Source organism: Curtobacterium luteum (assembly GCF_014646995.1).
Taxonomy (GTDB): Bacteria; Actinomycetota; Actinomycetes; order Actinomycetales; family Microbacteriaceae; genus Curtobacterium; species Curtobacterium luteum.
The window spans coordinates 1-24,558 of sequence record NZ_BMOI01000014.1 but is presented as its reverse complement, the minus strand read 5'-3'; the positions used below and the strand labels follow the sequence as shown (position 1 = coordinate 24,558).

20 protein-coding genes and 1 pseudogene are annotated in these 24,558 nt (G+C 71.1%); 16 read left to right on the top strand and 5 right to left on the bottom strand.

The genetic code is table 11. The features are described from left to right. Positions 1–172: 172 nt before the first annotated feature. A complete protein-coding gene (locus IEY20_RS14220; RefSeq protein WP_022904221.1) occupies positions 173–385 on the top strand; it encodes an SCO4848 family membrane protein in 213 nt (70 codons plus the stop codon). Between the two features lie 496 nt (positions 386–881). On the opposite strand, the gene IEY20_RS14215 is transcribed toward IEY20_RS14220, so the two are convergent. Then, positions 882–1,181 (bottom strand): hypothetical protein, encoded by a 300-nt coding sequence (locus tag IEY20_RS14215; RefSeq protein ID WP_175328689.1) that lies wholly within the window; start codon positions 1,179–1,181, stop codon positions 882–884. Between the two features lie 70 nt (positions 1,182–1,251). Beyond that, on the bottom strand, positions 1,252–2,793 hold the full coding sequence (locus tag IEY20_RS14210; protein WP_175328688.1) for an amino acid permease: 1,542 nt from the start codon (positions 2,791–2,793) through the stop codon (positions 1,252–1,254). 92 nt (positions 2,794–2,885) lie between these two features. On the opposite strand from IEY20_RS14210, the gene IEY20_RS14205 reads away from it, so the two are divergent. Beyond that, positions 2,886–4,052, top strand: coding sequence for a mechanosensitive ion channel family protein (locus IEY20_RS14205; RefSeq protein WP_022904225.1), 1,167 nt, complete (start codon positions 2,886–2,888; stop codon positions 4,050–4,052). Between the two features lie 78 nt (positions 4,053–4,130). Here IEY20_RS14205 and IEY20_RS14200 read toward each other — a convergent pair whose 3' ends face one another. Then, on the bottom strand, positions 4,131–4,322 hold the full coding sequence (locus IEY20_RS14200) for a hypothetical protein (protein ID WP_022904226.1): 192 nt from the start codon (positions 4,320–4,322) through the stop codon (positions 4,131–4,133). Positions 4,323–4,416: 94 nt separating this feature from the next. Here IEY20_RS14200 and IEY20_RS14195 point away from each other — a divergent pair, with 94 nt between their 5' ends. After that, positions 4,417–5,568: an SLC13 family permease gene (locus tag IEY20_RS14195; protein WP_022904227.1), complete on the top strand. Its 1,152-nt coding sequence runs from the start codon at positions 4,417–4,419 to the stop codon at positions 5,566–5,568. 22 nt (positions 5,569–5,590) lie between these two features. Here the strand turns inward: IEY20_RS14195 and IEY20_RS14190 are convergent, their stop codons facing one another. Both IEY20_RS14190 and IEY20_RS14185 read right to left on the bottom strand, forming a co-directional pair. Further along, positions 5,591–6,562 (bottom strand): magnesium transporter CorA family protein, encoded by a 972-nt coding sequence (locus IEY20_RS14190; RefSeq protein WP_022904228.1) that lies wholly within the window; start codon positions 6,560–6,562, stop codon positions 5,591–5,593. A gap of 69 nt (positions 6,563–6,631) precedes the next feature. Then, a complete protein-coding gene (locus IEY20_RS14185; protein WP_175328687.1) occupies positions 6,632–9,226 on the bottom strand; it encodes a hypothetical protein in 2,595 nt (864 codons plus the stop codon). 197 nt (positions 9,227–9,423) lie between these two features. Between IEY20_RS14185 and otsA the strand changes: the two genes are divergently transcribed. From otsA to IEY20_RS14120, 13 genes and pseudogenes are all read left to right on the top strand, one after another. After that, positions 9,424–11,010: an alpha,alpha-trehalose-phosphate synthase (UDP-forming) gene (otsA, locus tag IEY20_RS14180; RefSeq protein ID WP_022902426.1), complete on the top strand. Its 1,587-nt coding sequence runs from the start codon at positions 9,424–9,426 to the stop codon at positions 11,008–11,010. After that, complete coding sequence (gene otsB, locus IEY20_RS14175) at positions 11,003–11,785, top strand: trehalose-phosphatase (protein ID WP_229728069.1); 783 nt, start codon at positions 11,003–11,005, stop codon at positions 11,783–11,785. Before otsA ends, otsB begins: the two co-directional genes overlap by 8 nt. A gap of 178 nt (positions 11,786–11,963) precedes the next feature. After that, positions 11,964–13,658 (top strand): dihydroxy-acid dehydratase, encoded by a 1,695-nt coding sequence (gene ilvD, locus IEY20_RS14170; protein WP_188889246.1) that lies wholly within the window; start codon positions 11,964–11,966, stop codon positions 13,656–13,658. A gap of 46 nt (positions 13,659–13,704) precedes the next feature. Continuing rightward, positions 13,705–15,528 (top strand): acetolactate synthase large subunit, encoded by a 1,824-nt coding sequence (locus tag IEY20_RS14165; protein WP_175328685.1) that lies wholly within the window; start codon positions 13,705–13,707, stop codon positions 15,526–15,528. Then, the gene (ilvN, locus tag IEY20_RS14160; RefSeq protein WP_022904394.1) at positions 15,525–16,025 is read left to right on the top strand and encodes an acetolactate synthase small subunit; all 501 of its coding nucleotides are present in this window, start codon (positions 15,525–15,527) and stop codon (positions 16,023–16,025) included. The genes IEY20_RS14165 and ilvN overlap by 4 nt, the downstream gene beginning before the upstream one ends. Positions 16,026–16,070: 45 nt before the next feature. Continuing rightward, on the top strand, positions 16,071–17,096 hold the full coding sequence (ilvC, locus tag IEY20_RS14155) for a ketol-acid reductoisomerase (protein WP_022904393.1): 1,026 nt from the start codon (positions 16,071–16,073) through the stop codon (positions 17,094–17,096). A 209-nt stretch (positions 17,097–17,305) separates the two neighbouring features. Beyond that, positions 17,306–18,496, top strand: a complete 1,191-nt coding sequence (locus IEY20_RS14150) for a mannitol-1-phosphate 5-dehydrogenase (protein ID WP_022904392.1) — start codon at positions 17,306–17,308, stop codon at positions 18,494–18,496. Positions 18,497–18,594: 98 nt separating this feature from the next. Then, entirely contained in the window at positions 18,595–19,020 is a 426-nt protein-coding gene (locus IEY20_RS14145; RefSeq protein WP_175328684.1) for a hypothetical protein, read from the top strand. Further along, positions 19,017–19,400: a hypothetical protein gene (locus tag IEY20_RS14140; protein WP_175328683.1), complete on the top strand. Its 384-nt coding sequence runs from the start codon at positions 19,017–19,019 to the stop codon at positions 19,398–19,400. Before IEY20_RS14145 ends, IEY20_RS14140 begins: the two co-directional genes overlap by 4 nt. Positions 19,401–19,560: 160 nt before the next feature. After that, complete coding sequence (gene serA, locus IEY20_RS14135) at positions 19,561–21,150, top strand: phosphoglycerate dehydrogenase (protein ID WP_175328682.1); 1,590 nt, start codon at positions 19,561–19,563, stop codon at positions 21,148–21,150. Positions 21,151–21,163: 13 nt separating this feature from the next. Beyond that, a pseudogene (locus tag IEY20_RS14130) lies at positions 21,164–22,230 on the top strand (3-isopropylmalate dehydrogenase). 14 nt (positions 22,231–22,244) lie between these two features. Continuing rightward, entirely contained in the window at positions 22,245–23,354 is a 1,110-nt protein-coding gene (locus IEY20_RS14125; RefSeq protein WP_175328681.1) for a branched-chain amino acid aminotransferase, read from the top strand. Positions 23,355–23,384: 30 nt separating this feature from the next. Then, entirely contained in the window at positions 23,385–24,155 is a 771-nt protein-coding gene (locus IEY20_RS14120; protein ID WP_022904386.1) for a fumarylacetoacetate hydrolase family protein, read from the top strand. Positions 24,156–24,558 lie beyond the last annotated feature (403 nt).

Below are 24,558 nucleotides of genomic sequence, written 5' to 3'. Positions count from 1 at the left end.
CGTCGGATCGACGCGATCGAACGGCGCGTGTAGGGTCGGGGGCACCAGCTGCAGGAGATGCGGCGCCCGAGCGCGGGACTCGGCCGCGTTGGGGGCGGCCGAGCACCGCCGGGCCCCGTCCGCAGGCTCGCCCGGGCCAGGCCAGCGCATCGTGGCGTCCTAGGATCGTCGTGTGACCGTCTTCGCCGCGCTCGTCCTCTTCGTCGGTGCCGTCTTCAACGTCGTCGCCTGGCCGCGCTTCTTCCAGCGGGTCGCGAAGGACCCCCGTGCGCGCGACGCCGCGGGGCGGCCGACCACGTTCTGGCGCGTGCACTTCGTCCTGGTCGTGATCGCGCTCGTGATCGCCGTCGCGTCCGTGGTCGCGGGGATCCTCCTGCTCGTCTGACGGCGCGGCCGCTGCGCGAGGCGGGCGGAGCGGCCGCTGTGCGACGACAGGCCCGCTGTCGCACGACAGCGGGCCTGTCGTACGAGAGCGGGACCGGCGTCGTACGACGCGACCGTCGTCGTACGACACCGCCGCTGTCGCACGACAGCGGGCCCGTCGTTCCGCAACGATCTCACCGAACCGCGGGACCGTCGCACGCCTCCGGAGCACCAGACACCGCGGGAGCGTGTGCGTCCGGCCTGACCGTCGTCGCCGGGCTGCGGGCCGGAACCCGAATCCGTCCCGGAGCCCGGCGACGCCGGGGTTCAGGTGGAGCGGCCGGCCACGGTCGACGTCGACCTCGGTGTCGCGTGCGCACCGGGCAGCTGCTCGGGGTGTCGGACGCATTCCACCAGGAGCGGACCCGCGCGGACGACATCCGGCACCGGCGTGTCGCGATGTCCGAGGGTCGGGATGCGGGACGCGGGAGGCTGGGTCAGGTCGGGGGAGGGGAGCGTCAGTCCGCGAGGGGTGGCCCGAGCACGCGGCGCAGGGCGTGGTCGGCGATCGACTCGTCCGAGGTGTCGAGCAGGACCCGGTAGGTGTCGTCGTCGGTGACGAACTCGAGGCAGACCGCGTCGAAGTCGCACGGCTCGATGCGCCACCCCCGGACCGAGGTCATCGGGACGGTGGTCCGGACGGGGCGTTCGAAGCTCGTCTCGGCGGTGACCCGGTCGTCGAAGACGCGCACACGGCCGAAGACGCCGCGCCAGGTCAGCTGGAGGTCCAGGGACGGGACGAGCGACGGGTCCGGCACCCACCGATGCTACCGGTGGGTGCCGGACCCGTCACGTTCGTCCAGGCGGGCCGGCGCGGCCCGCGGACAGTCACTTCGCGGAGTCGTCCGTCCCGTCACGACGGACCTGGTTCGCCGGGTCACGCCCGGTCACGGGGTAGGGCCCGGTGACGCCCTCGCGGAGCGCGGCGATGCGGAGGATCCGGTCGCGCTGCAGGAACCAGCCGACGACGAGGAGCGGGATGATGATGACGAGGGACGCGATCGTGAACGTCCCGACCGGCCAGTCGATCGCCATGAGCACCACGACCGAGGCGAGGAACGCCAGGGTCAACCACGCGGTCACGGGTGCGCCGGGCAGCCTGAAGGTCGGCTCCTTCGCGAGGCCCTGCTTGGCCCAGCTCCGCAGCTTCATCTGGCAGAGGATGATCGTGCCCCACGCCGTGATGATGCCGAGGCTGGCGACGTTCAGCGCGATCTCGAACGCCTGCGACGGAACGAAGTAGTTGAGCACGACACCGACGACCGTGAACCCCGCGGTGAGCAGGATGCCGGCGTACGGGACGCCGCCGCGGGACATCTTCGTGGTCCACTTCGGCGCGGACCCGTTCATGCCCATGGAGTGCAGGGCGCGGCCGGTCGAGTACAGCCCGGCGTTCAGCGACGACAGCGCCGCGGTGAGCACCACGAAGTTCATGATCGACCCGACGACCTGCCCGACCTGCGGGTTCCCGATGGACGAGAAGAAGGTCACGAACGGGCTCTCGCCCTCCTTGTACGACGTGTACGGCAGGAGGAGCGACAGCAGGACGACCGAGCCGACGTAGAAGACCGCGATGCGGAAGACGACGGAGTTGATCGCGCGGGGGATGACCTTCTCGGTGTCCTGCGTCTCGCCGGAGGCGGTGCCGACGAGCTCGATCGCGGCGTACGCGAACACGACGCCCTGGATCACGAGCACCGCGGGCAGCAGGCCGTTCGGGAACACCCCGCCGTTGTTCTGCAGGATCGAGAAGCCGGTCTGCACCGCCTGGCCGCCGGTCTCGACCGGGAACGCGAAGATGAGCCAGACCAGCGCGACGACGAGGAACGCGACGAGGGCGGCGACCTTGATGAGCGCGAACCAGAACTCGAGCTCGCCGAACACCTTCACCGCGACCAGGTTGGCGGCGAGCACCACCACGAGGGCGATGAGCGCCATGAGCCACTGCGGCGCCGAGGTGAACGGCTTCCAGTACTGCATGTAGAGCGCGGCCGCGGTGGTGTCCACGATCGAGGTCATCGCCCAGTTGAGGAAGTACATCCAGCCGGCCGCGTACGCGAACTTCTCGCCGTAGAACTCCCGCGCGTACGAGATGAACGACCCCGACGAGGGACGGTGCAGCACGAGCTCGCCGAGGGCGCGGAGGATGAAGAAGGCGAAGACGCCGGCGACGAGGTAGGTGATCGCGAGCGCGGGACCCGCGGAGTTGAGCCGGCCGCCGGCCCCGAGGAAGAGCCCGGTACCGATCGCTCCACCGATCGCGATCATCTGCAACTGCCGGGGCTTCAGACCGTGCTGGTAGCCCTCCTGCTCGTGCGAGAAGTCGTTCGCGGGAGCGCGACGGGTCCCCGTGTCGTTCTGCGCTGTCATGCGCGACACGCTACAGGGGTCCGCGACCGCCGGTGGCACACGACCCCGCCCGGCTGGACCGGGGACACCGTCGTCTTGGTTGCATGGAGGGCATGGACATCCTCCTCCGACTCCTCGTCGCGATCGGGTTCGCCCTGCTCGTCACGGCCGTCTCGGCGCTCGTCACCCACCTGGTGTTCCGGTCGCTCGCACGCCGGGAACGCTGGGCCGCCGTCCTCTCCCGCCGCACGAAGCACCCGTTCCGCACGGTGCTGCTCGTCGCGCTCCTGTGGACGGCGTTCGCGACCAGCATCCCGGACACGAGGGCGTACCCGTGGCGGGACGACGTCTCGCACGTGTTCCTCATCGCGGTGATCGGCACCGGGTGCTGGCTGGCGTGCGAGGTGGCGATCTTCCTCGAGAGCCTCGGCCTGCACCGGTACCGGACCGACGTCCCGGACAACCGCGTGGCGCGGCGCATCAAGACCCAGGTCCTGGTCCTGCGCCGGCTCACCGTCGCCGTGCTCGTGATCATCGCCGTCGGGGCGATCCTGCTGACCTTCCCCGGGGTCGAGGCCGCCGGGGCCAGCGTCCTGGCGAGCGCCGGCCTCATCTCCGTCATCGCCGGCCTGGCGGCGCAGTCGACCCTCGGCAACGTCTTCGCGGGCATGCAGCTCGCGTTCTCCGGGTCGATCCGGGTCGACGACGTCGTCGTGGTGGAGCAGCAGTGGGGACGCATCGAGGAGATCACCCTCACCTACGTCGTCGTGCACCTCTGGGACGACCGCCGCTTCGTGCTGCCCTCGACCTACTTCACGAGCACACCGTTCGAGAACTGGACCCGGACGAACAGCGAACTGCTCGGCGCCGTCGAGTTCGACCTCGACTGGCGGGTCCGGCCGGGCGACATGCGGGTCGAGCTCGAGCGGATCCTCGAGCGCACCGAGCTCTGGGACCGCCGGGTGCAGGTGCTCCAGGTCACCGACGCGGTCCAGGGGTTCGTGCACGTCCGCGTGCTCGTCACGGCACACGACGCGCCGTCGCTGTTCGACCTGCGTTGCTACGTCCGCGAGGAACTCGTCGCCTGGATCCAGCGCACCCACCCCGACGCCCAGCCCGTGCAGCGGGTGCTCATGGTCGAGGACGTCGCGTCCCCGCGCCGCCCCGGTGCGTCGACGGCGGCGTCGTCCGCCCTCTTCGGCGGCGAGCACGACGACCGCGCCGCCATGTTCACCGGTCCGATCCGCACTTCCGACGTCCGCCCGTCCGACGTGCCGTAGACACGCCCCTGGACGGACGGGAGGCACGTGGCGGACCCGCCACGTGCCTCCCGTCCGTCTGCCGGTCGCGTCCGCGACCTACGGCTGCCGCGCCTTCACGGCGCGGTCGTCCTCGACGACCGTGCCGATCGCGACGATCGTCGTCGCGAGCCACGCCACCCAGGTGAGCGCGAGGCGCCAGTCGCGCGGGCCCTGCCGGGTGGTCTGGAGCACGCTGTAGCCGCTGATGATCGAGCTCCACACGGCACCGCTGAACATGAACTTCCGCACGGGTTCCTCCTCTTGGTCGTCCCGTCCACGCTACCGGCCGCTACATTGCAGCGCCGCCGGTCACCCTGCGCCGGCGCGCTCGTGAGGAGTCAGTGTGCGTCAGGCCGTCATCGGCGGAGTCCTGCTCGTGGTCGGCGCGGTCTGCGTCGCCCTCGGGCTCCTGCCCCTGTCCGACCTCGCCGAGCTCGCAGACCGGGTGGTCCCGGTGCTCGGGTTCGTCCTCGGGCTGACCATCGTCGCCGAGCTCGCCGCGGACGCCGGGGTCTTCGACCGCCTCGCCGACCTCGCCGCCCGCGTCGGCGGCGGCCGGACCATCGGACTCTGGGCAGCGGTCGTCGTGCTCGCCGTCGTCTGCACGGTGTTCCTGTCGATCGACACCACCGCGGTCCTCCTGACCCCGATCGTCATCACGCTCGCGCGCCGCGTGGGACTGCCGCCGATGCCGTTCGCGCTGACCACCGTGTGGCTCGCGAACACCGCGTCGCTGCTGCTGCCGGTGTCGAACCTCACGAACCTGCTCGCGGTCGACCGGATCGGACTCGACGGGCCGATCCCGTTCGCCGGTCTCATGCTGTGGGCGGCGCTCGCCGGGGTCGTCATCCCGTGCGCGGTGCTCCTCGTCGTCTTCCGCGGGAAGCTGTTCGGGCGCTACACACCCGTGTCGGTCCGGCGCGCGTCGGACCCGGTGTTCTTCTGGTCCGCCTCCGCCGTGCTCGTCGCGCTCGTCGTCGCGCTGACGGCCGGTGTCACGGTGTGGATCGCCGCGGTCGTCGCCGCGGTGCTGCTCGTCGTCGTGGCCGCCTTCCGCGCGCCGTCGGAATTGCGGATCTCGCGCGTGCCGTGGTCGACGCTCATCTTCGCCGCCGGGCTCTTCGTGGTCGTCGAGACCCTGCACACCACGGGGCTCACCGACCCGATCGTCGACGCGCTGCCCGGGGGCACCGGCACCGGATCGCTCCTGGCCCTCGGCGGCGCCGGGGCGGTCGCGGCGAACGCGATCGACAACCTGCCCGCCTACCTGGTGCTCGAGCCGGCGGCGGGGCACGAGGCACTGCGCTACGCGGCGCTGCTCGTCGGCGTGAACGCAGGCTGCCTCATCACCCCGTGGGCCTCGCTCGCGACGCTGCTGTGGCACGCGCGGCTCGCCTCCGAAGGCGTGCACCTGTCGTGGGGGCGGTACATGGCACTCGGGTGCGTCGTGGCACCGCTCACCGTCGTGGCCGGGGTGCTCGCGCTGCGGATCTGACGGGCTCCGTGCCCCTGGGGCCCTACAGCCAGTCCTTGCTCCTGAAGACCCGGTAGAGCACGAGGGACGTCGCGACGATCAGGCCGAGCGACAGGAACAGCCCACTCCACTGGCTCATGCCGGGGAACTTCACGTTCTGCCCGAAGAACCCGGTGATCGCCGTCGGGATCGCGATGATCGCCGCCCACCCCGTCACCTTCTTCATGACGACGTTCTGGTGGTTCGACGCGATGCCGAGGTTCGTGTCGAGCACGCTGCCGACCGCGTCGCGGAGCTGCTCGACCGAGTCGGCGATCGTCACGAGGTGGTCCTGCACGTCGCGGAAGTACGGTCGGATGCCGTCCACCACGAGCTCCGCGTCCCCGTGCAGGACCGACGTGACGCTGTCCCGCGTCGGCACCACGAGGCGCCGCAGCACCCCGAGCTGCTTCCGGAGGACGAACGAACGCCGCTGGATCTGCCGTTCGCTGCTGCTGCCGTGCTCGAAGAGGTCGTCCTCGAGCGCGCTGACGGCCTGGTCGAGGTCCTCCACGACGTCCGAGGCGTGGTCGACGACGGTGTCGAGCAGCGCCCACATGAGCCAGGGGACGCCGTGGTCGGCGATGTCGGCGCTCGCGTCGAGCCGGTGCTCGACGTCGCTGAGGTCCACGTCGGCTCCGTGGATGGTGATGAGTGCGCGCTTCGTGACGAAGGCCTTCACCTCGTGGCTGACGAGCTCGCCGGTGTCGGTCCGGCCGGTGACGTCGTAGACGACGAGGAAGAGGCTCTCCCGGTACCGGTCGAGCTTCGGTCGCTGGCCGCGCTCGAGTGCGTCCTCCACCGCGAGCGCGTGCACGCCGAGCTCCTCCTCGACGTCGGCGAGCTCGTCCGGACGCGGGTCCGTGTGGTCCACCCACACGAACGTGTCGGGCTCGGCGACCAGGTCGGAGACCCGCTCGACGGGGAAGTCGCGTTCCGCGGCGGCGCCGTTGCGCCACGCCCTCGTCATGACCATCACGCCAGCGTACTGAGACGGCCGGCCTGGTTCCCCAGGCCGGCCGTCGTGCGGGACGTGCTGTCAGCGTCAGTAGGCGGAGACGAGCTTGCCGTCCTCGACCTTCAGGTAGACGTCGACGTCGAACGAGTCCTCGCTCTTCTGGGCGTCGCCGAAGTAGTCACGGTACGAGTACGCGACCGTGCCGTCCTTCGTGCTCCGGACCTCGACGTAGCCGCTCCCGGAGGTCTCGACCGAGAGCTCCGGCGCCGCTTCCACCGTGTACTGCACGGCACCGTCGGCGTCGTACGGGCCGTACCAGGGGCAGCCGTCCGAGTAGCCGATGTCGGTCTTCGTGGCGCACTCGTCGATGAGGTCCGAGACGTACTGCTCGGCGTCGGTCTCGAGCGCCTTGGTCGCCTTCGGTTCGAACGACACGTACGGTGCCGCGGCGGCGCCGACCTTCACGGTCTTCGTCCCGCCGGTGAAGTAGTCGGTCCCGCCGACCGCCACCTGGTAGCTGCCGGGGTAGGCGAGCGACTCGAACACGCCGTTCTCGATCGTGCCGACCTTCTTCCCCGCGACGGTGACGGGCGCGCCCTCGAGCACGTCGCTCGCGGCGATGGACACCCGGTCGGCGAGCGGCTTCGTGACGCGCCACTCGTCCTTCACGAGGAACGAGGTGCCGGTGCGCTCGAGCGTGATCTCGCCCGTGCGGTCGGACCCGCCCTGCCGGTACCGGACGGTGGCGTACGCCGAGTCGCCCGAGGTCGAGACCCGTCCGATGCGCACGTCGGTCGGCCGGTCCTCGGCGCTCTTCAGCACGGCACCGTCGAGCATCGACGCGTTCGACGGTGCCTCGGTCAGGGTCGCGGCGGACGCACCGTCGCCCCGCGCGATCGCGTCGACGTAGTCGCGTGCGGTCGCCCCGGGACCCCAGACGTTCGCGCGCAGGACCCCTGTCGTGACCGCACCGGCGACGACCACCACGACCACGACGCCGGCGGCGACGAGCGAGCGGACGAGGACCTTCCGGGCCTTCGGGGACATCGGGGCGGGTGCCTGCCCGCCGACGAACGGCTGCGGTCCGCCCGCCGGGGCGCCCACGAACGGCTGCTGACCGCCGGCGGGGGCACCCGTGAACGCCTGCTGGCCGGCGACGGCCGGCGTGCCGACGGGCGCCTCGACCCCGGGGGCCTGCGCCCACGCGCCGGCGGCCGACTGCCCGGCGGCCGACTGCCCGGCGGCGGGCTGCCCGGTGACCGGATGCCCGGGGGACGGCTGGTCGCCGACCGTGGGCGCGGCGCCGACGGGCGACGTCCACGCGACGGCCGGCTGCGGGTCGGTGCCCACGACCTTCGCGGTGCGCAGCAGCACACCGCCGCCGAGACGGGGGAGGAGCACCGGGGCGACGAACCGCGCCACGACCTCGATGGCGGCACCCCAGAGCAGGAACACCACCGGCGTCCAGGCCGTGATCCCGACCGATCCGGTCCCGCCGAGGGTGCTCACGCCGGTGACCCGGTACGAGACGACCAGCGTCCCGAGCACGAGCAGCACGACGCCGCCGAGGAGCCACACCACGGGCGTCACGACCCAGTCGAGGGTGCTGCGGACCCGGTCGTTGCGACGGACGGCGAGCGCGAGGCCGGCGACGAACGCCGACACGAGCACGAGGAGCACGACGAGCCACGTCCAGCCGCCCGCGCCGCCGAAGACGCTCGCGGTGCTGCTCGCCGAGCCGAGCCCGGACGTGCCGATGCCGCCGAGGAAGCCGAGCGCGGTCAGCAGGACGCCGGCGTTGCCGATGAAGACCGGGAGCGCCGCGCTCCACGACGGCTGCGCGACGAGCGCGACGACGGCGACCACGACGGACACCACCACGACGAGCACGACGAGCTGGGAGGCGGCGACCCGGACCGTGCCGAGGACCCGGCCGACGAGGACGTTGCCGCGCACGAGCAGCGCGGGCCGGGCGAGCAGCGCGGTGAGGGCGCCGGCCAGGAAAGACCCGAGCACGCTGCCGAGGCCGACGCCGTGCACGGGCTCGATCGACACGCCGTCCACGGCCGGGAACCGGATCGCGAGGACGAGCCCGGTGAGGGTCGTCAGCGCGACGAGCACGAGGCCGCTGACGACGCTCGTCACGAGGAGCTGGGGGAGCGCCACGACCCGCGAGCGGATGCGGCGGGTGAGCAGCACCGCGAGCACGACCTGGGCCGCGAGCACGACCGCGGGCACGACCCCGACGGAGCCGGAGCCCGATCCGAGCAGGCCGATCGACCCGGAGCCGTGCAGGCGTCCGAGGTCCGCGAGCACCACGAGCTGCGCGGGCGCGCCGAGGAGGACGCTGACGCCGGACAACAGCGACTGCACGTCCGGCACGCCCGAGCCGCCGAGGCTGCCCGACGACCCGAGGTCGGCGGAACCGGAGCCGGCTCCGCCCGAGCCGGCCGCGGCGACCGCCACGGTGAGCAGGAGCGCGATCGCGGCGACGACGTAGGCGGCGAACCAGCCGCCGACCGCACCGAGCACGGCGGCGAGCCAGTCGCGACCGGGCACGCTGCGCAGGAGGCGGTCGAAGCCGTCCGAGGGCGCGGCGGGCGCGGCGGGCGCGGACGGCGCGGGCTGACGGGGCCCCTGGTCCTGCGGGGGCTGCGGCGGGACGGGCGGGTGCTCGCTCACGAGAGGCGGATCCTTTCCGACCGGGAGGCCGGCGCCACCCCTGTGGGCACCTCGTGTCCCCCCGACACGAGGGTGCATCATATCCAACCTGCCGAGGTCCCGTGAATCCGCTGACGTCCCGCTGGTAACTTCGGCACCGTCCACGTGCACCACGACCCGCGTGCACCACCCCGGGCGAACGGAGACACCACCACCCCATGGCTGCAGACCGAACCGACCGCACCCGCTACGCCTTCGTCGTCGCGTCGAACCGCCTCCCGGTGGACCGCGTCGTCGACGAGGACGGCAACGAGGGCTGGCGGCACTCGCCGGGTGGCCTCGTCACCGCGCTCGAACCCGTGATGCGGGCGAACGACGGTGCCTGGGTCGGCTGGGTCGGGCAGCCCGAGGTCGAGGTCCCCCCGTTCGACAACGACGGCATCCACATCGTCCCGGTACCGCTCAGCACCGCGGACGTCGAGGAGTACTACGAGGGCTTCAGCAACGACACCCTCTGGCCGCTCTACCACGACGTCATCGAGCACCCGAGCTACCACCGCGACTGGTGGAACGCCTACAAGCGCGTGAACCAGCGCTTCGCCGACCAGATCGCCGACATCGTCGAGCAGGACGGCGTCGTCTGGGTGCAGGACTACCAGCTCCAGCTCGTGCCCGCGCTCCTCCGCGAGCTCCGACCCGACCTCACGATCGGCTTCTTCAACCACATCCCGTTCCCGCCGGTCGGCATCTACGCCCAGCTGCCGTGGCGCGCGCAGATCCTCGACGGCCTGCTCGGCGCCGACGTCATCGGCTTCCAGCGCCACGACGACGCGAGCGACTTCCTCCGGGCGGTCCGGCACATCAAGGGCTACACGACCAAGGGCTCCACGATCGACGTCCCCGTCGACGACCCGGCCGCCCCGCGCAGCCGCAAGGGCATCACCGTGCGGCACGTCGAGGCCCGGCACTTCCCGATCTCGATCGACGCCGCCGGCTTCGAGGAGATCGCGCACCGGCCCGAGGTCCAGGAGCGCGCCCGCGAGATCCGCGCGAGCCTCGGCAACCCGAAGACCGTGCTCCTCGGCGTCGACCGGCTGGACTACACGAAGGGCATCCGCCACCGCATCAAGGCCTTCGGCGAACTCGTCGAGGACGGCCGGGTCGCGGTCGAGGACGCCACGCTCATCCAGGTCGCGAGCCCCAGCCGCGAGCGCGTCGACACGTACGCCGCGCTCCGAGACGAGATCGAACTGACGGTCGGCCGCATCAACGGCGACCTCGGCGTGATCGGGCACCAGCCGATCGCCTACCTGCACCACGGCTACCCGCGCGAGGAGATGGTGGCGCTCTACCTCGCCGCCGACGTGATGCTCGTGACGGCCCTGCGTGACGGCATGAACCTCGTCGCCAAGGAGTACATCGCGACGCGCTTCGACAACGACGGCGTGCTCATCCTCTCCGAGTTCACCGGCGCCGCCGACGAGCTGAAGCAGGCGGTGATCGTCAACCCGCACGACATCGGCGCGCTGAAGGACTCGATCCAGCGCGCGATCGAGATGCCCCGGCGCGAGCGCTCCACGCGCATGCGCGCGCTCCGCAAGCGGGTCCGCGAGAACGACGTGGCGCGCTGGTCGCGATCCTTCCTCGAAGCGCTCGACCGCCATGCGCCCAAGGGGTCGCGCATCGACCCGGACGCGACTGCGGACGCGCACCGTGAGGCGGAGGACGACGGCATGTCGATCTTCGACGAAGGCGCACAGACCGCGCGTGCGGCCGAGGACACCCGGGAGGCCCGTGGTGCCTGAGACCGTCACCGACCCGTCCGCCCTGTCGTCGGCCCTCGAGACGCTCGCGGCTGCGCCGCGACTGCTCGTCGCCCTCGACTTCGACGGCACCCTCGCGCCGTTCGCCGACGACCCCGCGCAGGTCGGGGCGCTGCCCGGCTCCTGGGCCGCGGTCCTCACGTTGCAGCGCGCCCGCGACACCGAGGTCGTGCTCGTGTCCGGCCGCCCGCTCGACGGTCTCGCCCGGGTGACCCAGGCGCCGGACGGCATGGCGCTGGTCGGGTCCCACGGGGTCGAGTGGCGGGTCGACGGCCACGACGAGGACGCCCTGACCGACGACGAGTCCGCACGCGTGCAGCGCCTCGGGGCCGCCCTCGACGAGGTCGTCTCGCGGTACCCGGGCGTCCGGATCGAGCACAAGCCCGCCGGCCTCGGCATCCACACCCGCGGCGTCGACGCCGAGACCGCCGCGGCCGCGGACGCCGAGGCGAGCCGGGTCGCGCACGAGGTCGACGACGCCGTCCTCGAGCGCGGCGGCAAGGACATCCTCGAGTTCGCCGTCCGGCACGTCACCAAGGGCGACGCGATCGACCGGCTGCGCGAGCTGCGCGGCGCGGACGCGGTGTTCTTCGCGGGCGACGACGTCACGGACGAGGACGGCTTCCGCGTGCTCCGCGAGGGCGACGTCGGGGTCAAGGTGGGCCAGGGCGACACGCTCGCCGGGTACCGGGTGACCGACCCGGCGGCGCTCACCGAGGTGCTCAAGCAGCTCGCCCGGGCGCGCGCGACGCGCTGACCGCCGCGACCGGCCTGACCACGCGACCGGCCTGACCACGCGACCGGCCTGACGGACGCGCCCCGAGCCTCCAGGCCGCCGCTCGCGCGCGCCCGCCCGGCCCCCGCCGCCGCACCGCACACCATGCGGACGCATGTTGTTGCTCGGCTGGTATCCCAACTGCGCCTAGACTCACCCCATGCCTGACATCGACGTGAAGCCGCGCAGCCGGGTCGTCACCGACGGGATCGAAGCCACCACCTCGCGTGGGATGCTCCGGGCCGTCGGCATGGGCGACGACGACTGGGAGAAGCCGCAGATCGGGATCGCGTCCTCCTGGAACGAGATCACCCCCTGCAACCTGTCCCTCGACCGCCTCGCGCAGGGTGCCAAGGAGGGCGTCCACTCCGGTGGCGGCTACCCGCTGCAGTTCGGCACCGTCTCCGTGTCGGACGGCATCTCGATGGGCCACGAGGGCATGCACTTCTCCCTCGTCTCGCGCGAGGTCATCGCGGACAGCGTCGAGACCGTCGTGATGGCCGAGCGCCTCGACGGCACCGTGCTGCTCGCCGGCTGCGACAAGTCGCTCCCGGGGATGCTCATGGCAGCCGCGCGCCTCGACCTCGCGAGCGTCTTCCTCTACGCGGGCTCGGTCATGCCCGGGTACGTGAAGCAGGCCGACGGCTCCTTCAAGGAGGTCACGATCATCGACTCCTTCGAGGGGGTCGGCGCGTGCAAGGCCGGGAAGATCACCGAGGCCGAGCTCAAGGAGATCGAGTGCGCCATCGTCCCGGGCGAGGGCGCCTGCGGTGGCATGTACACGGCGAACACGATGGCGTCGGTCGCCGAGGCCCTCGGCATGTCGCTGCCCGGCTCGGCCGCGCCGCCGTCGGCCGACCGTCGCCGTGACTACTACGCGCACCGTTCGGGCGAGGCCGTCGTGAACATGCTCCGCAAGGGCATCACGGCGCGCCAGATCCTGACCAAGGAGGCCTTCGAGAACGCGATCGCCGTCGCGATGGCACTCGGAGGCTCGACCAACGTCGTGCTGCACCTCCTCGCCATCGCGCACGAGGCCGAGGTCGACCTCACCCTCGACGACTTCAACCGCATCGGCTCGAAGGTGCCGCACATCGCGGACATGAAGCCGTTCGGTCAGTACGTGATGAACGACGTCGACAAGAACGGCGGCATCCCCGTCGTCATGAAGGCCCTCCTCGACGCCGGGCTGCTGCACGGCGACGTCATGACCGTCACGGGCAAGACCATGGCCGAGAACCTCGCGGAGATCGACCCGCCGGCGGTCGACGGCAAGGTCTTCCGCCCGCTCGACCAGCCGATCCACGCCACCGGCGGACTGACGATCCTCAAGGGCTCGTTCGCCCCCGAGGGTGCCGTCGTGAAGACGGCCGGGTTCGACGCCGCGGTCTTCGAGGGCCCCGCACGCGTGTTCGACCGCGAACGCGCCGCGATGGACGCCCTCGACGAGGGTCGGATCCAGAAGGGCGACGTCGTCGTCATCCGGTACGAGGGCCCGAAGGGCGGTCCGGGCATGCGCGAGATGCTCGCGATCACGGCGGCCATCAAGGGCGCGGGCCTCGGCAAGGATGTACTACTGTTGACGGACGGACGATTCTCAGGCGGCACAACCGGCCTGTGCATCGGCCACATCGCACCGGAAGCGGTGGACGCAGGTCCAGTCGCATTCGTGCGCGATGGCGACCGCATCCGTGTCGACATCGCGGCTCGCTCGCTCGACCTACTGGTCGACGACGCCGAGCTGGAGGCCCGCCGAGCAGGCTGGGCCCCGCTGCCCCCGCGTTACACCCGCGGAGTCCTCGCGAAGTTCGCGAAGCTCGTCCAGTCCGCCGCCAAGGGCGCGGTCACGGGCTAGCGTCGACACACGCACCACCGCCATCACTCCAGGCAAGGAACACCTCATGCCCACGGAAGCCACTCCGCTGTCCGCGGCCGCCGGTGCACGCCGGACGCCGGAGGTCCTGACCGGCTCGGGAGCCGTCCTGCGGACGCTCGAGCACCTCGGGATCACCGACGTCTTCGGCCTGCCCGGTGGCGCCATCATCCCCTTCTACGACGAGCTCATGGCGTCCACGACGATCCGCCACGTCCTCGTCCGTCACGAGCAGGGCGCCGGTCACGCCGCCGAGGGCTACGCCTCGGCGTCCGGCCGCGTCGGGGTCGCCATCGCGACCTCCGGCCCCGGTGCCACGAACCTCGTGACGGCCATCGCCGACGCCTACATGGACTCGGTGCCGTTCATCGCCATCACGGGGCAGGTGTTCTCGACCCTGATGGGGACGGACGCCTTCCAGGAGGCCGACATCGTCGGCATCACGATGCCGATCACGAAGCACTCGTTCCTCGTGACCGACCCGGCCGACATCCCGGCGACCCTCGCGGCGGCGTACCAGATCGCCACGACCGGCCGTCCGGGTCCGGTGCTCGTCGACATCACGAAGGACGCCCAGCAGAAGTCGGCGCCGTACGTGTGGCCGCCGAAGATCGACCTGCCCGGGTACCGCCCCGTGACGAAGGCGCACGGCAAGCAGATCGCGGCCGCCGCGCAGCTGCTCGCCGAGTCCGAGCGTCCGGTGCTGTACGTCGGCGGAGGTGTCGTCCGCTCCGGTGCGACGGCCGAGCTCAAGGCGTTCGCCGAGGCCACCGGTGCGCCGGTCGTCACGACCCTGATGGCCCGCGGCGCCTTCCCCGACACGCACCCGCAGCACCTCGGCATGCCCGGCATGCACGGCACGGTGCCCGCGGTCCTCGGGCTGCAGGACAGCGACCTCATCATCGCGCTCGGCGCCCGGTTCGACGACCGCGTGACGGGCAAGGCGGATGAGTTCGCGCCCGACGCCAAGGTCGTGCACGTCGACATCGACCCGGCCGAGATCTCGAAGATCCGGTTCGCCGACGTGCCGATCGTGGGCGACGCGAAGGAGGTCCTCGCCGACCTGCTCGACGCGTGGGGCGGCATCGCACCCGCCGACCGCGCGGACACCGCCGCGTGGTGGGAGAAGCTCGAGGGGCTCCGCAAGGACTTCCCGCTCGGGTACGCCGAGCCGACCGACGGACTCCTCGCGCCGCAGGCGATCATCAAGCGGATCGGCGAGCTCACCGGACCCGAGGCGATCTACGCGTCGGGCGTCGGGCAGCACCAGATGTGGTCCGCGCAGTTCATCCAGTACGAGCGTCCGCACGCCTGGCTGAACTCGGGCGGCGCCGGCACGATGGGCTACTCCGTCCCGGCGGCGATGGGCGCGAAGGTCGCCGAGCCGGACCGCGTGGTCTGGGCGATCGACGGCGACGGCTGCTTCCAGATGACCAACCAGGAGCTCGCGACCTGCGTCATCAACGACATCCCGATCAAGGTCGCGATCATCAACAACTCGTCGCTCGGCATGGTGCGGCAGTGGCAGACGCTGTTCTACGACGGCCGCCACTCGTTCACCGACCTCGAGACCGGGCACCAGACCCGGCGGGTGCCGGACTTCGTGAAGCTCGCCGACGCGTACGGTGCCCTGGGCATCCGCGTCGAGCGCGCCGACGAGGTCGACGACGCCATCAGGCTCGCCCTCGAGACGAACGACCGTCCCGTGGTGATCGATTTCGTCGTCAGCCGCGACTCGATGGTCTGGCCGATGGTCCCGCAGGGCGTCGGCAACTCCTCGATCGAGTACGCCCGCGACCACGCGCCCAGCTGGGACGTCGAGGACGCCGACATGACCGGAGACCCCGCATGAGCCACGTCCTCTCCCTGCTCGTCGAGGACAAGCCGGGTCTGCTGACGCGCGTCGCCGGCCTCTTCGCCCGCCGCGGCTTCAACATCGAGTCGCTCGCGGTGGGGAACACCGAGGTCGAGGGACTCAGCCGCATCACCGTCGTGGTGGACGTCGAGGACCTGCCCCTCGAGCAGGTGACCAAGCAGCTCAACAAGCTCGTCAACGTCATCAAGATCGTCGAGCTCGACTTCTCGCAGTCGGTCCAGCGCGAGCACATGCTCGTGAAGGTCCGCGTGGACAACCAGACCCGCTCGGCGGTCCTCGAGGCCGTGACCCTCTTCCGTGCGCAGGTCGTCGACGTGGCGACCGACTCGCTCGTCGTCGAGGTCACGGGCGACCCCGGCAAGATCCAGGCCATCCTCCGCGTGCTCGAGCCGTACGGCATCAAGGAACTGGCGCGCGCCGGCCTCCTCGGCATGGGCCGCGGACCCAAGAGCATCACCGACCGGGTGCGCTGACCCCGTCGGCCCCCACAGACCACAGAACCAAGGAGACACACCCTCGTGACTGACATCGTGTACGACGCCGACGCCGACCTGACGCTCATCCAGGGCAAGAAGGTCGCCGTCATCGGCTACGGCTCGCAGGGCCACGCCCACGCCCTCAACCTCCGCGACAGCGGCGTCGAGGTGAAGATCGGCCTCAAGGAGGGCTCGAAGAGCCGCCAGAAGGCCGAGGAGGCGGGCTTCGAGGTCCTGACCCCGGCCGACGCGACCGCCTGGGCCGACGTCGTCGTCATCCTCGCGCCGGACCAGGTGCAGCGCATCGTCTACAAGGACGACATCGAGCCGAACCTCAAGCCGGGCGCCACGCTCGTCTTCGGCCACGGCTTCAACATCCGCTACGGCTACATCCAGGCGCCGGAAGGCGTCGACGTGTCGCTCGTCGCGCCGAAGGGCCCGGGCCACACCGTCCGCCGCGAGTACGAGGCCGGCCGTGGCGTCCCAGTGATCGTGGCCGTCGAGGTCGACGCCTCGGGCTCCGCCTGGGACCTCGCGTGGTCGTACTCGAAGGCCATCGGCGGTCTGCGCTCCGGCGGTATCAAGACGACCTTCACCGAGGAGACCGAGACCGACCTGTTCGGTGAGCAGGCCGTCCTCTGCGGTGGCACCTCGCAGCTCATCCAGTACGGCTTCGAGACGCTGACCGAGGCGGGCTACCAGCCGCAGATCGCGTACTTCGAGGTGCTGCACGAGCTCAAGCTCATCGTCGACCTCATCTGGGAGGGCGGCCTCACCAAGCAGCGCTGGTCCATCTCGGACACGGCCGAGTTCGGTGACTACGTCTCCGGCCCCCGCGTCATCTCGCCCGAGGTCAAGGAGAACATGAAGGCCGTCCTCGCGGACATCCAGGACGGCACCTTCGCCAAGCGCTTCATCGAGGACCAGGACGCCGGCGCGCCGGAGTTCAAGGCGCTCCGCGCGAAGGGCGAGGGCCACCCGATCGAGGCGACCGGCCGCGAGCTCCGCGCGCTGTTCGCGTGGAAGTCGAACGACGCTGACTACGTGGACGGCTCGGCCGCGCGGTAGTCTTCGCAGACCACTCGACGACGAGGCGGCGGTGCACCGTGCACCGCCGCCTCTCGATGTGACCCGAACGTTATGCAGCAGCTCTTCATCACCCCCGGCGCCGGAGATCGGCGTGTCCGCGGGGTCCCCGCGTCCCTCGGACGACGCCCGTCGGCGACCGAGGGCCGGGATGGTCAGGACCGTACCGATCGGCGTGGGATGATCGTCCGATGGCGGTGACGAGACGGGCGGTCCACATCGGCGCCGGCAAGATCGGGCGCGGCTTCGTGGGGCAGTTCCTCGTGGCGAGCGGGTACGAACTCACCTTCGTCGACGTCGACGAGCGCGTCGTCTCGGCCCTCAACGAGGCCGGTCGCTTCGTCGTCCACGAGGTCGGCGAGATGCCGGTCGAGCACCTCGTCCACGGCTTCCGCGCACTGAACAGCAAGACCGACCGTGCGCGGGTGGTCCAGGCCATCGCGGAGGCGGACGTCGTCACCACCGCTGTCGGTGCACGTACCCTCCCGCTGGTCGCCCCGGTGATCGCGGAGGGACTCGCCGCCCGCGGCACCGAGCGCGGCGACGTCACCATCGTCGCGTGCGAGAACGCCTTCAACGCCACGGACTCGCTGCACGCGAGCATCCGACGGGCCCCGGTGCTGGAGGACCGCGACATCGCGGCCGTCTTCGCCAACTGCGCGATCGACCGCATCGTCCCGGACCAGTCGGGCGTCCTCGGCCAGTCCGGCGGCCTCGACGTCGTGCTCGAGCCCTTCTACGAGTGGGTCATCGAGCGCACGCCCTTCGACTCCTCCGACACCGAACCGCCGGTCATCGACGGCGTGACCTGGGTCGAGGACCTCCAGCCCTTCGTCGAGCGCAAGCTCTACACGGTCAACACCGCGCACGCCACTGCTGCGTACCACGGCTCCACGCGCGGCATCCGCCTCATCCGCGAGGCGCTCGAGGACCGCGAGGTCCGGGCCGAGGTCGACGGCGTCCTCGCCGAGACGACCGCACTGCTCATCGCCAAGCACGGCTTCGACCCCGAGGAGCACGCCCGCTACGTCGCGGCGAACCTCTCCAGGATCGCGAACCCGCACCTGCCCGACACCACGTTCCGGGTCGGGCGGAACCCGCTCCGCAAGCTCGGGCGCCGCGAGCGCTTCGTCGGCCCCGCGTCCCAGCTCGCCGAACGCAGCATGCCCGTCGACCACCTCCTCGGTGCGATCCGTGCGGCCCTCGCCTTCGACGACCAGGACGACCCCGAGTCGATCGAGCTGCACGCCCTGCTGCGCTCCGGCGCGACGGCGCACGCCCTCACCGAGATCCTCACGGGCCTCATGGAGAGCCACCCACTGTTCCCGGCGGTCCGCGACGTCGTGGCGGCGGTCCTCGCCACCGAGTCCGCCGACGTCTGACCCGGTCCGGGGCTGCCCGCGTCGTCCCGCCCGTGTGGACGACCGACGTCGCCCCCCCGCCGACACCGGCACTCCTCGACGCCTCGTAGAATCGAGGCATGACCACCGCAGCCTCACCTCCGGACGGGTCCGTCGACCACGACGACGACGACGCGCTGAGCTGGGGTGACGCGGACGACGCGACGCACGTCGACGCGGCCCACAACCCGGTCGCCGTCAAGGAGCGCCGCTCCCACGACGACGAGGGCCCGCTCGGCTCCGGACCGCTCATCGGCTTCGGCGTCCTCGGTGGTCTCTACCTGCTCTACACGGTCGCGTGGCTGATCAGCGCGAGCGTCCTCGCCGTGGGTGACCTCGCCTCCGAGGTCATGCGTGCGCTCGCGATCGTGGCGCCGGCGCTGTGGTTCGTCGCGACGCTCTGGATCGGACAGTCGAGCCGCAACCGCACCAAGTTCGTCTGGCTGCTCATCGGTGCCGTCGTGCTGATCCCGTGGCCCTTCATCCTGACGAGGAGCTTCGGTTGAGCGCGCCCGCACCCGCATCCACCCCCGCCCGGGTGCTCGTCCCGTGGCGGATCGTCGTCTGGGTCGTCGCCGCACTCCTGCTCGCCTACGTGACGACGCAGGCCGTCGGGAACTTCGTCGGCGTCTCGACCCCGATCCTCGCGAACAACGAGTTCCTCGCGAAGAACGGGGCCACCGCCCTGCAGAGCTCCGTCCCGTGGGTTGCACTGGTGCTCGACGTCGCGATCGCCCCGGTCGGGTTCGTCGTTGCCCTCGTCGTGTCGCGCCGGATGCCGCCCGCCCGGACGATCGTCGTGTTCCTCACCGCGCTCTGCGCGGTGAGCGCCCTCTGGTTCAGCCTGCTGCAGTACGTGACGACCACGACCACCATCGGGTCCTGACGGACCCGGCGGACGGCCGGACGGGAGGCACGGTGCGGGCCCGCACCGTGCCTCCCGTCCGTCGTCCGGTCACCACCGCGAGCGTCACGCGGTCGTCACCATGCGCTCGCGTCGGTAGCATGGTGGGATACCGCCCGTCTCGTGTGAGGAAACAGCAGTCGTGCCGAAGCCGGTCGTCCTGATCGCCGAAGAACTCTCGCCCGCCACCGTCGACGCCCTCGGGCCCGACTTCGAGATCCGGAACGTGGACGGTACCGACCGACCAGCGCTCCTGTCCGCCCTCGCCGACGCGAACGCGATCCTGGTGCGGTCCGCCACCAAGGTCGACGCCGAGGCCATCGCCGCGGCCCCGAACCTGCGGGTCGTCGCCCGCGCGGGTGTCGGTCTCGACAACGTCGACATCAAGGCCGCCACCTCGGCCGGCGTCATGGTCGTGAACGCGCCGACGTCGAACATCATCTCCGCCGCGGAGCTCACCGTCGGCCACATCCTCTCGCTCGCGCGTCACATCCCGGCCGCCCACGCCTCGCTCGCCGGCGGTGCGTGGAAGCGCTCGGCGTACACCGGCGTCGAGCTCTACGAGAAGACCGTCGGCATCATCGGCCTCGGTCGCATCGGTGCGCTCATCACGCAGCGTCTGCAGGCCTTCGGGGTCTCGGTCATCGCGTACGACCCGTACGTGACGACGGCGCGGGCGCAGCAGCTCGGCGTCGAACTCGTCTCGCTCGAGGACCTGCTCCGCCGCGCGGACTTCACCACGATCCACATGCCGAAGACGCCGGAGACGGTCGGCATGATCTCGGACGAGCAGTTCGCGCTCATGAAGCCGACCGCGTTCGTCGTCAACGTCGCACGCGGTGGGCTCATCGACGAGGACGCCCTCCGCCGCGCCCTCACCTCCGGCACGATCGCGGGCGCAGGTCTCGACGTCTTCGTGTCCGAGCCGCCGCAGGACGACGCGCTGACGTCCCTGCCCAACGTCGTCGTCACCCCGCACCTCGGTGCCTCCACCGACGAGGCCCAGGAGAAGGCGGGCGTCTCCGTCGCGAAGTCCGTCCGGCTCGCGCTCGGCGGCGAGCTCGTCCCCGACGCGGTGAACGTCGCCGGCGGCGTCATCGACCCGTACGTGCGCCCGGGCATCCCGCTCGTCGAGAAGCTCGGCCAGGTCTTCACCGGCCTCGCGACCTCGCCGGTCACGAGCATCGACGTCGAGGTGCACGGCGAACTCGCCGGATACGACGTCAGCGTGCTCAAGCTCGCGGCGCTCAAGGGCGTCTTCACCGACGTCGTCAGCGACCAGGTCTCCTACGTGAACGCCCCGCTCATCGCGGAGCAGCGCGGGGTCTCGGTCCGGCTCATCACCGACGCCGACAGCCCGGAGTACCGCAACGTCCTCACCATCCGCGGCGCCCAGTCCGACGGCCCGGCGATCAGCGTCTCCGGCACGCTCACCGGTCCGAAGCAGGTCGAGAAGCTCGTCGAGATCAACGGGCACGACGTCGAGGTTCCGCTCGACCGTCACCACGTCGTGATGGAGTACGTCGACCGCCCCGGCATCGTCGCCGTCTACGGCAAGGAGTTCGGCGAGGCCGGCATCAACATCGCGGCGATGCAGATCTCCCGCGAAGCGGCCGGCGGTCAGGCGCTCAGCGTCCTCACCGTCGACTCCCCGGTGCCCGCGGAGATCCTCGAGCACGTGCGGTCCACCATCGACGCGACCTCGCTCCGCGAGATCGACATCACGCTGTAGGGGAGTCGGGCAGATGACGCAGACCGTGAAGCTCGCCGTGGTCCGCGGCGACGGCATCGGACCCGAGGTGGTCGACGAGGCGCTCAAGGTCCTCCACGCCGTCCTGCCCGAGGACCTCGTGGTCGAGGAGACCGCGTTCTCGCTCGGCGCCGATCGGTTCCTCGCGACCGGGACATCCTGACCGACGACGACCTGGCGGCGATCGCGTCGCACGACGCGATCCTGCTGGGCGCCGTCGGCGGCGACCCGCGCGACCCGCGGCTCGCCGGCGGCATCATCGAGCGCGGGCTGCTCCTGAAGCTGCGCTTCGCCTTCGACCACTACGTGAACCTCCGCCCGACGAAGGTGTACGACGCGGTCACGACCCCGCTCGCCGACCCGGGCACGGTCGACTTCGTCGTCGTGCGGGAGGGCACCGAGGGACCGTACGTCGGGAACGGCGGCGCCATCCGCGTCGGCACCCCGCACGAGATCGCGACCGAGGTGTCGCTCAACACGGCGCACGGTGTCGAGCGGGTCGTCCGGTACGCCTTCGCGCTCGCCGACCGGCGGCCGCGGAAGCACCTCACCCTGGTGCACAAGAGCAACGTGCTCGTCAACGCCGGAGCGCTCTGGCAGCGCACCGTCGCGGCCGTCGGCGCGGAGTACCCCGACGTCACCGTCGACTACCAGCACGTCGACGCGGTCACGATCCACATGGTGCAGGACCCTGCTCGGTTCGACGTCATCGTCACCGACAACCTCTTCGGCGACATCATCACCGACCTGGCCGGCGCGATCAGCGGCGGCATCGGTCTGGCGGCCTCGGGCAACATCAACCCGGACGGCACCTTCCCCAGCATGTTCGAGCCGGTCCACGGTTCCGCGCCCGACATCGCCGGTCAGCAGAAGGCCGATCCGACGGCCGCCGTCCTCTCCGTCGCCCTGCTGCTCGACCACCTCGGTCGCAACGACCTCGCGTCGGCGGTGACCCGGGCGGTCGAGGCGGACCTCGCGGACCGGGGCACCACGCAGCGTCGAACGTCCGAGGTCGGCGACGCCATCGTCGCCGCCCTCACGGCACGCACCACCACCGCCTGACAGGAGTCACCCCCATGACGACCGACACCGCCTTCGGGCTCGAGTTCTCCACCACGCCGTCGCCCGACCGCCGCGCGGCGGCCGAGCGTGAGGCGATCCTCGCCGACCCGGGCTTCGGCAAGCACTTCACCGACCACATGGCGACCGTCCACTGGACGCTCGACGACGGCTGGCACGACGCCGCCGTCCACGCCTACGGTCCGCTGTCCCTCGACCCGAGCGCGAGCGTCCTGCACTACGCGCAGGAGATCTTCGAGGGCCTCAAGGCCTACCGGCACGCCGACGGATCGGTGTGGACGTTCCGTCCTGACGCGAACGCCCGGCGCTTCCAGCGGTCGGCGCGGCGACTGGCGCTCCCCGAGCTGCCGGTCGAGGCCTTCGTCGAGTCGATCCGGCAGCTCGTGCAGACCGACGTCGACTGGGTGCCCTCGGCCCCGGAGACCAGCCTGTACCTCCGGCCGTTCATGATCGCGACCGAGTCCTTCCTCGGCGTCCGCGCGGCGCAGGCCGTGGACTACCACTGCATCGCGAGCCCGGCGGGTGCCTACTTCACCTCGGGCCCGAAGCCGGTGTCGATCTGGCTTTCGACGACCTACGCCCGCGCGGGCAAGGGCGGGACCGGTGCGGCGAAGACCGGCGGCAACTACGCGTCGTCGCTGCTGCCCCAGCAGGAGGCGTACGAGCACGGCTGCCAGCAGGTGATGTTCCTCGACTCGGCGGAGGGGACGTACCTCGAGGAGCTCGGCGGCATGAACGTCGTCCTCGTGAAGTCGGACGGCACCCTCGTGACGCCGGACTCGGACTCCATCCTCGAGGGCATCACCCGCGACTCGATCCTGCAGCTCGCCGAGGACCGCGGCCTCCGCGTCGAGCGTCGTCGGGTGTCGCTCGACGAGTGGCGTGACGGCGTGGCGGACGGCTCCATCACGGAGGCCTTCGCCTGCGGGACCGCTGCCGTCGTGACCCCGATCGCCGAGCTCCGGGGCGAGGGCTTCACGATCGGCTCCCCGACCGAGGGCGCCGGCGAGCTGACGATGTCCCTCCGCCAGGAGCTCACCGACATCCAGTACGGGCGCCTGCCGGACCCGCACGGCTGGATGACCAAGCTGACCGACGCGTCCTGATCGCGGCTCCGGCGTCGGTAGGGTCGAACGGTGAAGATCGCACGGTTCAGCAGCAAGGGCGAAGATCCCCGCTACGGCATCCTCGACGAGCGCGACCTCGTCGTGCTCGCCGGGGACCCGATGTACCAGGGGTTCGAGACGACGGGGGAGCGGGTGCCCCTGACGGAGGCGAAGCTGCTCGCGCCGGTGATCCCGCGTTCGAAGGTGATCGGCGTCGGGCTCAACTACGCCGAGCACGCATCGGAGATGGACGAGCGCTCGGGTGACGACCCCGTGGTGTTCCTCAAGCCGAACACCGCGGTGATCGGTCCGGAGGACCCCATCCGACTCCCCGCCGACATCGGACGGGTGGACCACGAGGGCGAACTCGCCATCGTGATCGGGTCGCTCGCGAAGAACGTCCGCCGCGAGGACTTCGCGAGCGTGATCCTCGGCTACACGATCGCGAACGACGTCACGGCCCGCGACCTCCAGGCCCGGGACGGCCAGTGGACCCGGGCGAAGGGCTTCGACACCTTCTGCCCGCTCGGCCCCGCGATCGAGACCGAGATCGACCCGTCGGACATCCGCCTCGAGACCCGCGTCGACGGTGAGCTGCGTCAGGCCGCCTCGACGAACGAGATGATCCACGACATCCCGACGCTCATCGAGTTCATCTCGTCGATCTGGACGCTCCTGCCCGGTGACGTCATCCTCACCGGCACGCCCGCCGGCGTCGGACAGATCCGCGACGGCGAGGTCGTCGAGGTGACGATCTCCGGACTCGGTTCGCTCCGGAACCCGGTCATCGCCAACCACTGACCCGCTCCGACGGACGGCCCGCTCCCTGCTCAGGGGGCGGGCCGTCCGCGTTCATGCACGGGACGACCGCCGCGTCCGGGAGCGCGACACGCCCGGGATAGACCACGGTTGGCGGGGCCCCCGGGGCGTGTGTAGAGTAATCACTCGTTGCCGCTGAGGCGGAGAACGGAACGGCCGAGACGGTCACCGGGTCACAGACCCGGAGATGCAGTCCGGACGGGGTCCCGCTCGCAGCAACATCACCCCGAAGAAGCGTCACCGCAAGGTGTCGTGTTCGGTGTGGAAGGAAGTGCCTCTCTGGCGGAACCTCGTGTTCGGGGTCGGGGGGGGAGTGCGTCTGGTCCTTGAGAACTCAACAGCGTGCACATTGTCAATGCCAATTTATTGACCCCGTGGCTCATCT

What these genes read in the sequence shown, in the direction of transcription:
- ilvD (WP_188889246.1), top strand. Translation starts at nt 11,964, where the DNA reads ATGCCTGACATCGACGTGAAGCCGCGCAGCCGGGTCGTCACCGACGGG.
- IEY20_RS14210 (WP_175328688.1), bottom strand. Translation starts at nt 2,793, where the DNA reads ATGACAGCGCAGAACGACACGGGGACCCGTCGCGCTCCCGCGAACGAC.
- IEY20_RS14125 (WP_175328681.1), top strand. Translation starts at nt 22,245, where the DNA reads ATGACGACCGACACCGCCTTCGGGCTCGAGTTCTCCACCACGCCGTCG.
- IEY20_RS14145 (WP_175328684.1), top strand. Translation starts at nt 18,595, where the DNA reads ATGACCACCGCAGCCTCACCTCCGGACGGGTCCGTCGACCACGACGAC.
- IEY20_RS14165 (WP_175328685.1), top strand. Translation starts at nt 13,705, where the DNA reads ATGCCCACGGAAGCCACTCCGCTGTCCGCGGCCGCCGGTGCACGCCGG.
- IEY20_RS14190 (WP_022904228.1), bottom strand. Translation starts at nt 6,562, where the DNA reads ATGGTCATGACGAGGGCGTGGCGCAACGGCGCCGCCGCGGAACGCGAC.
- ilvN (WP_022904394.1), top strand. Translation starts at nt 15,525, where the DNA reads ATGAGCCACGTCCTCTCCCTGCTCGTCGAGGACAAGCCGGGTCTGCTG.
- IEY20_RS14205 (WP_022904225.1), top strand. Translation starts at nt 2,886, where the DNA reads ATGGACATCCTCCTCCGACTCCTCGTCGCGATCGGGTTCGCCCTGCTC.
- otsA (WP_022902426.1), top strand. Translation starts at nt 9,424, where the DNA reads ATGGCTGCAGACCGAACCGACCGCACCCGCTACGCCTTCGTCGTCGCG.
- IEY20_RS14150 (WP_022904392.1), top strand. Translation starts at nt 17,306, where the DNA reads ATGGCGGTGACGAGACGGGCGGTCCACATCGGCGCCGGCAAGATCGGG.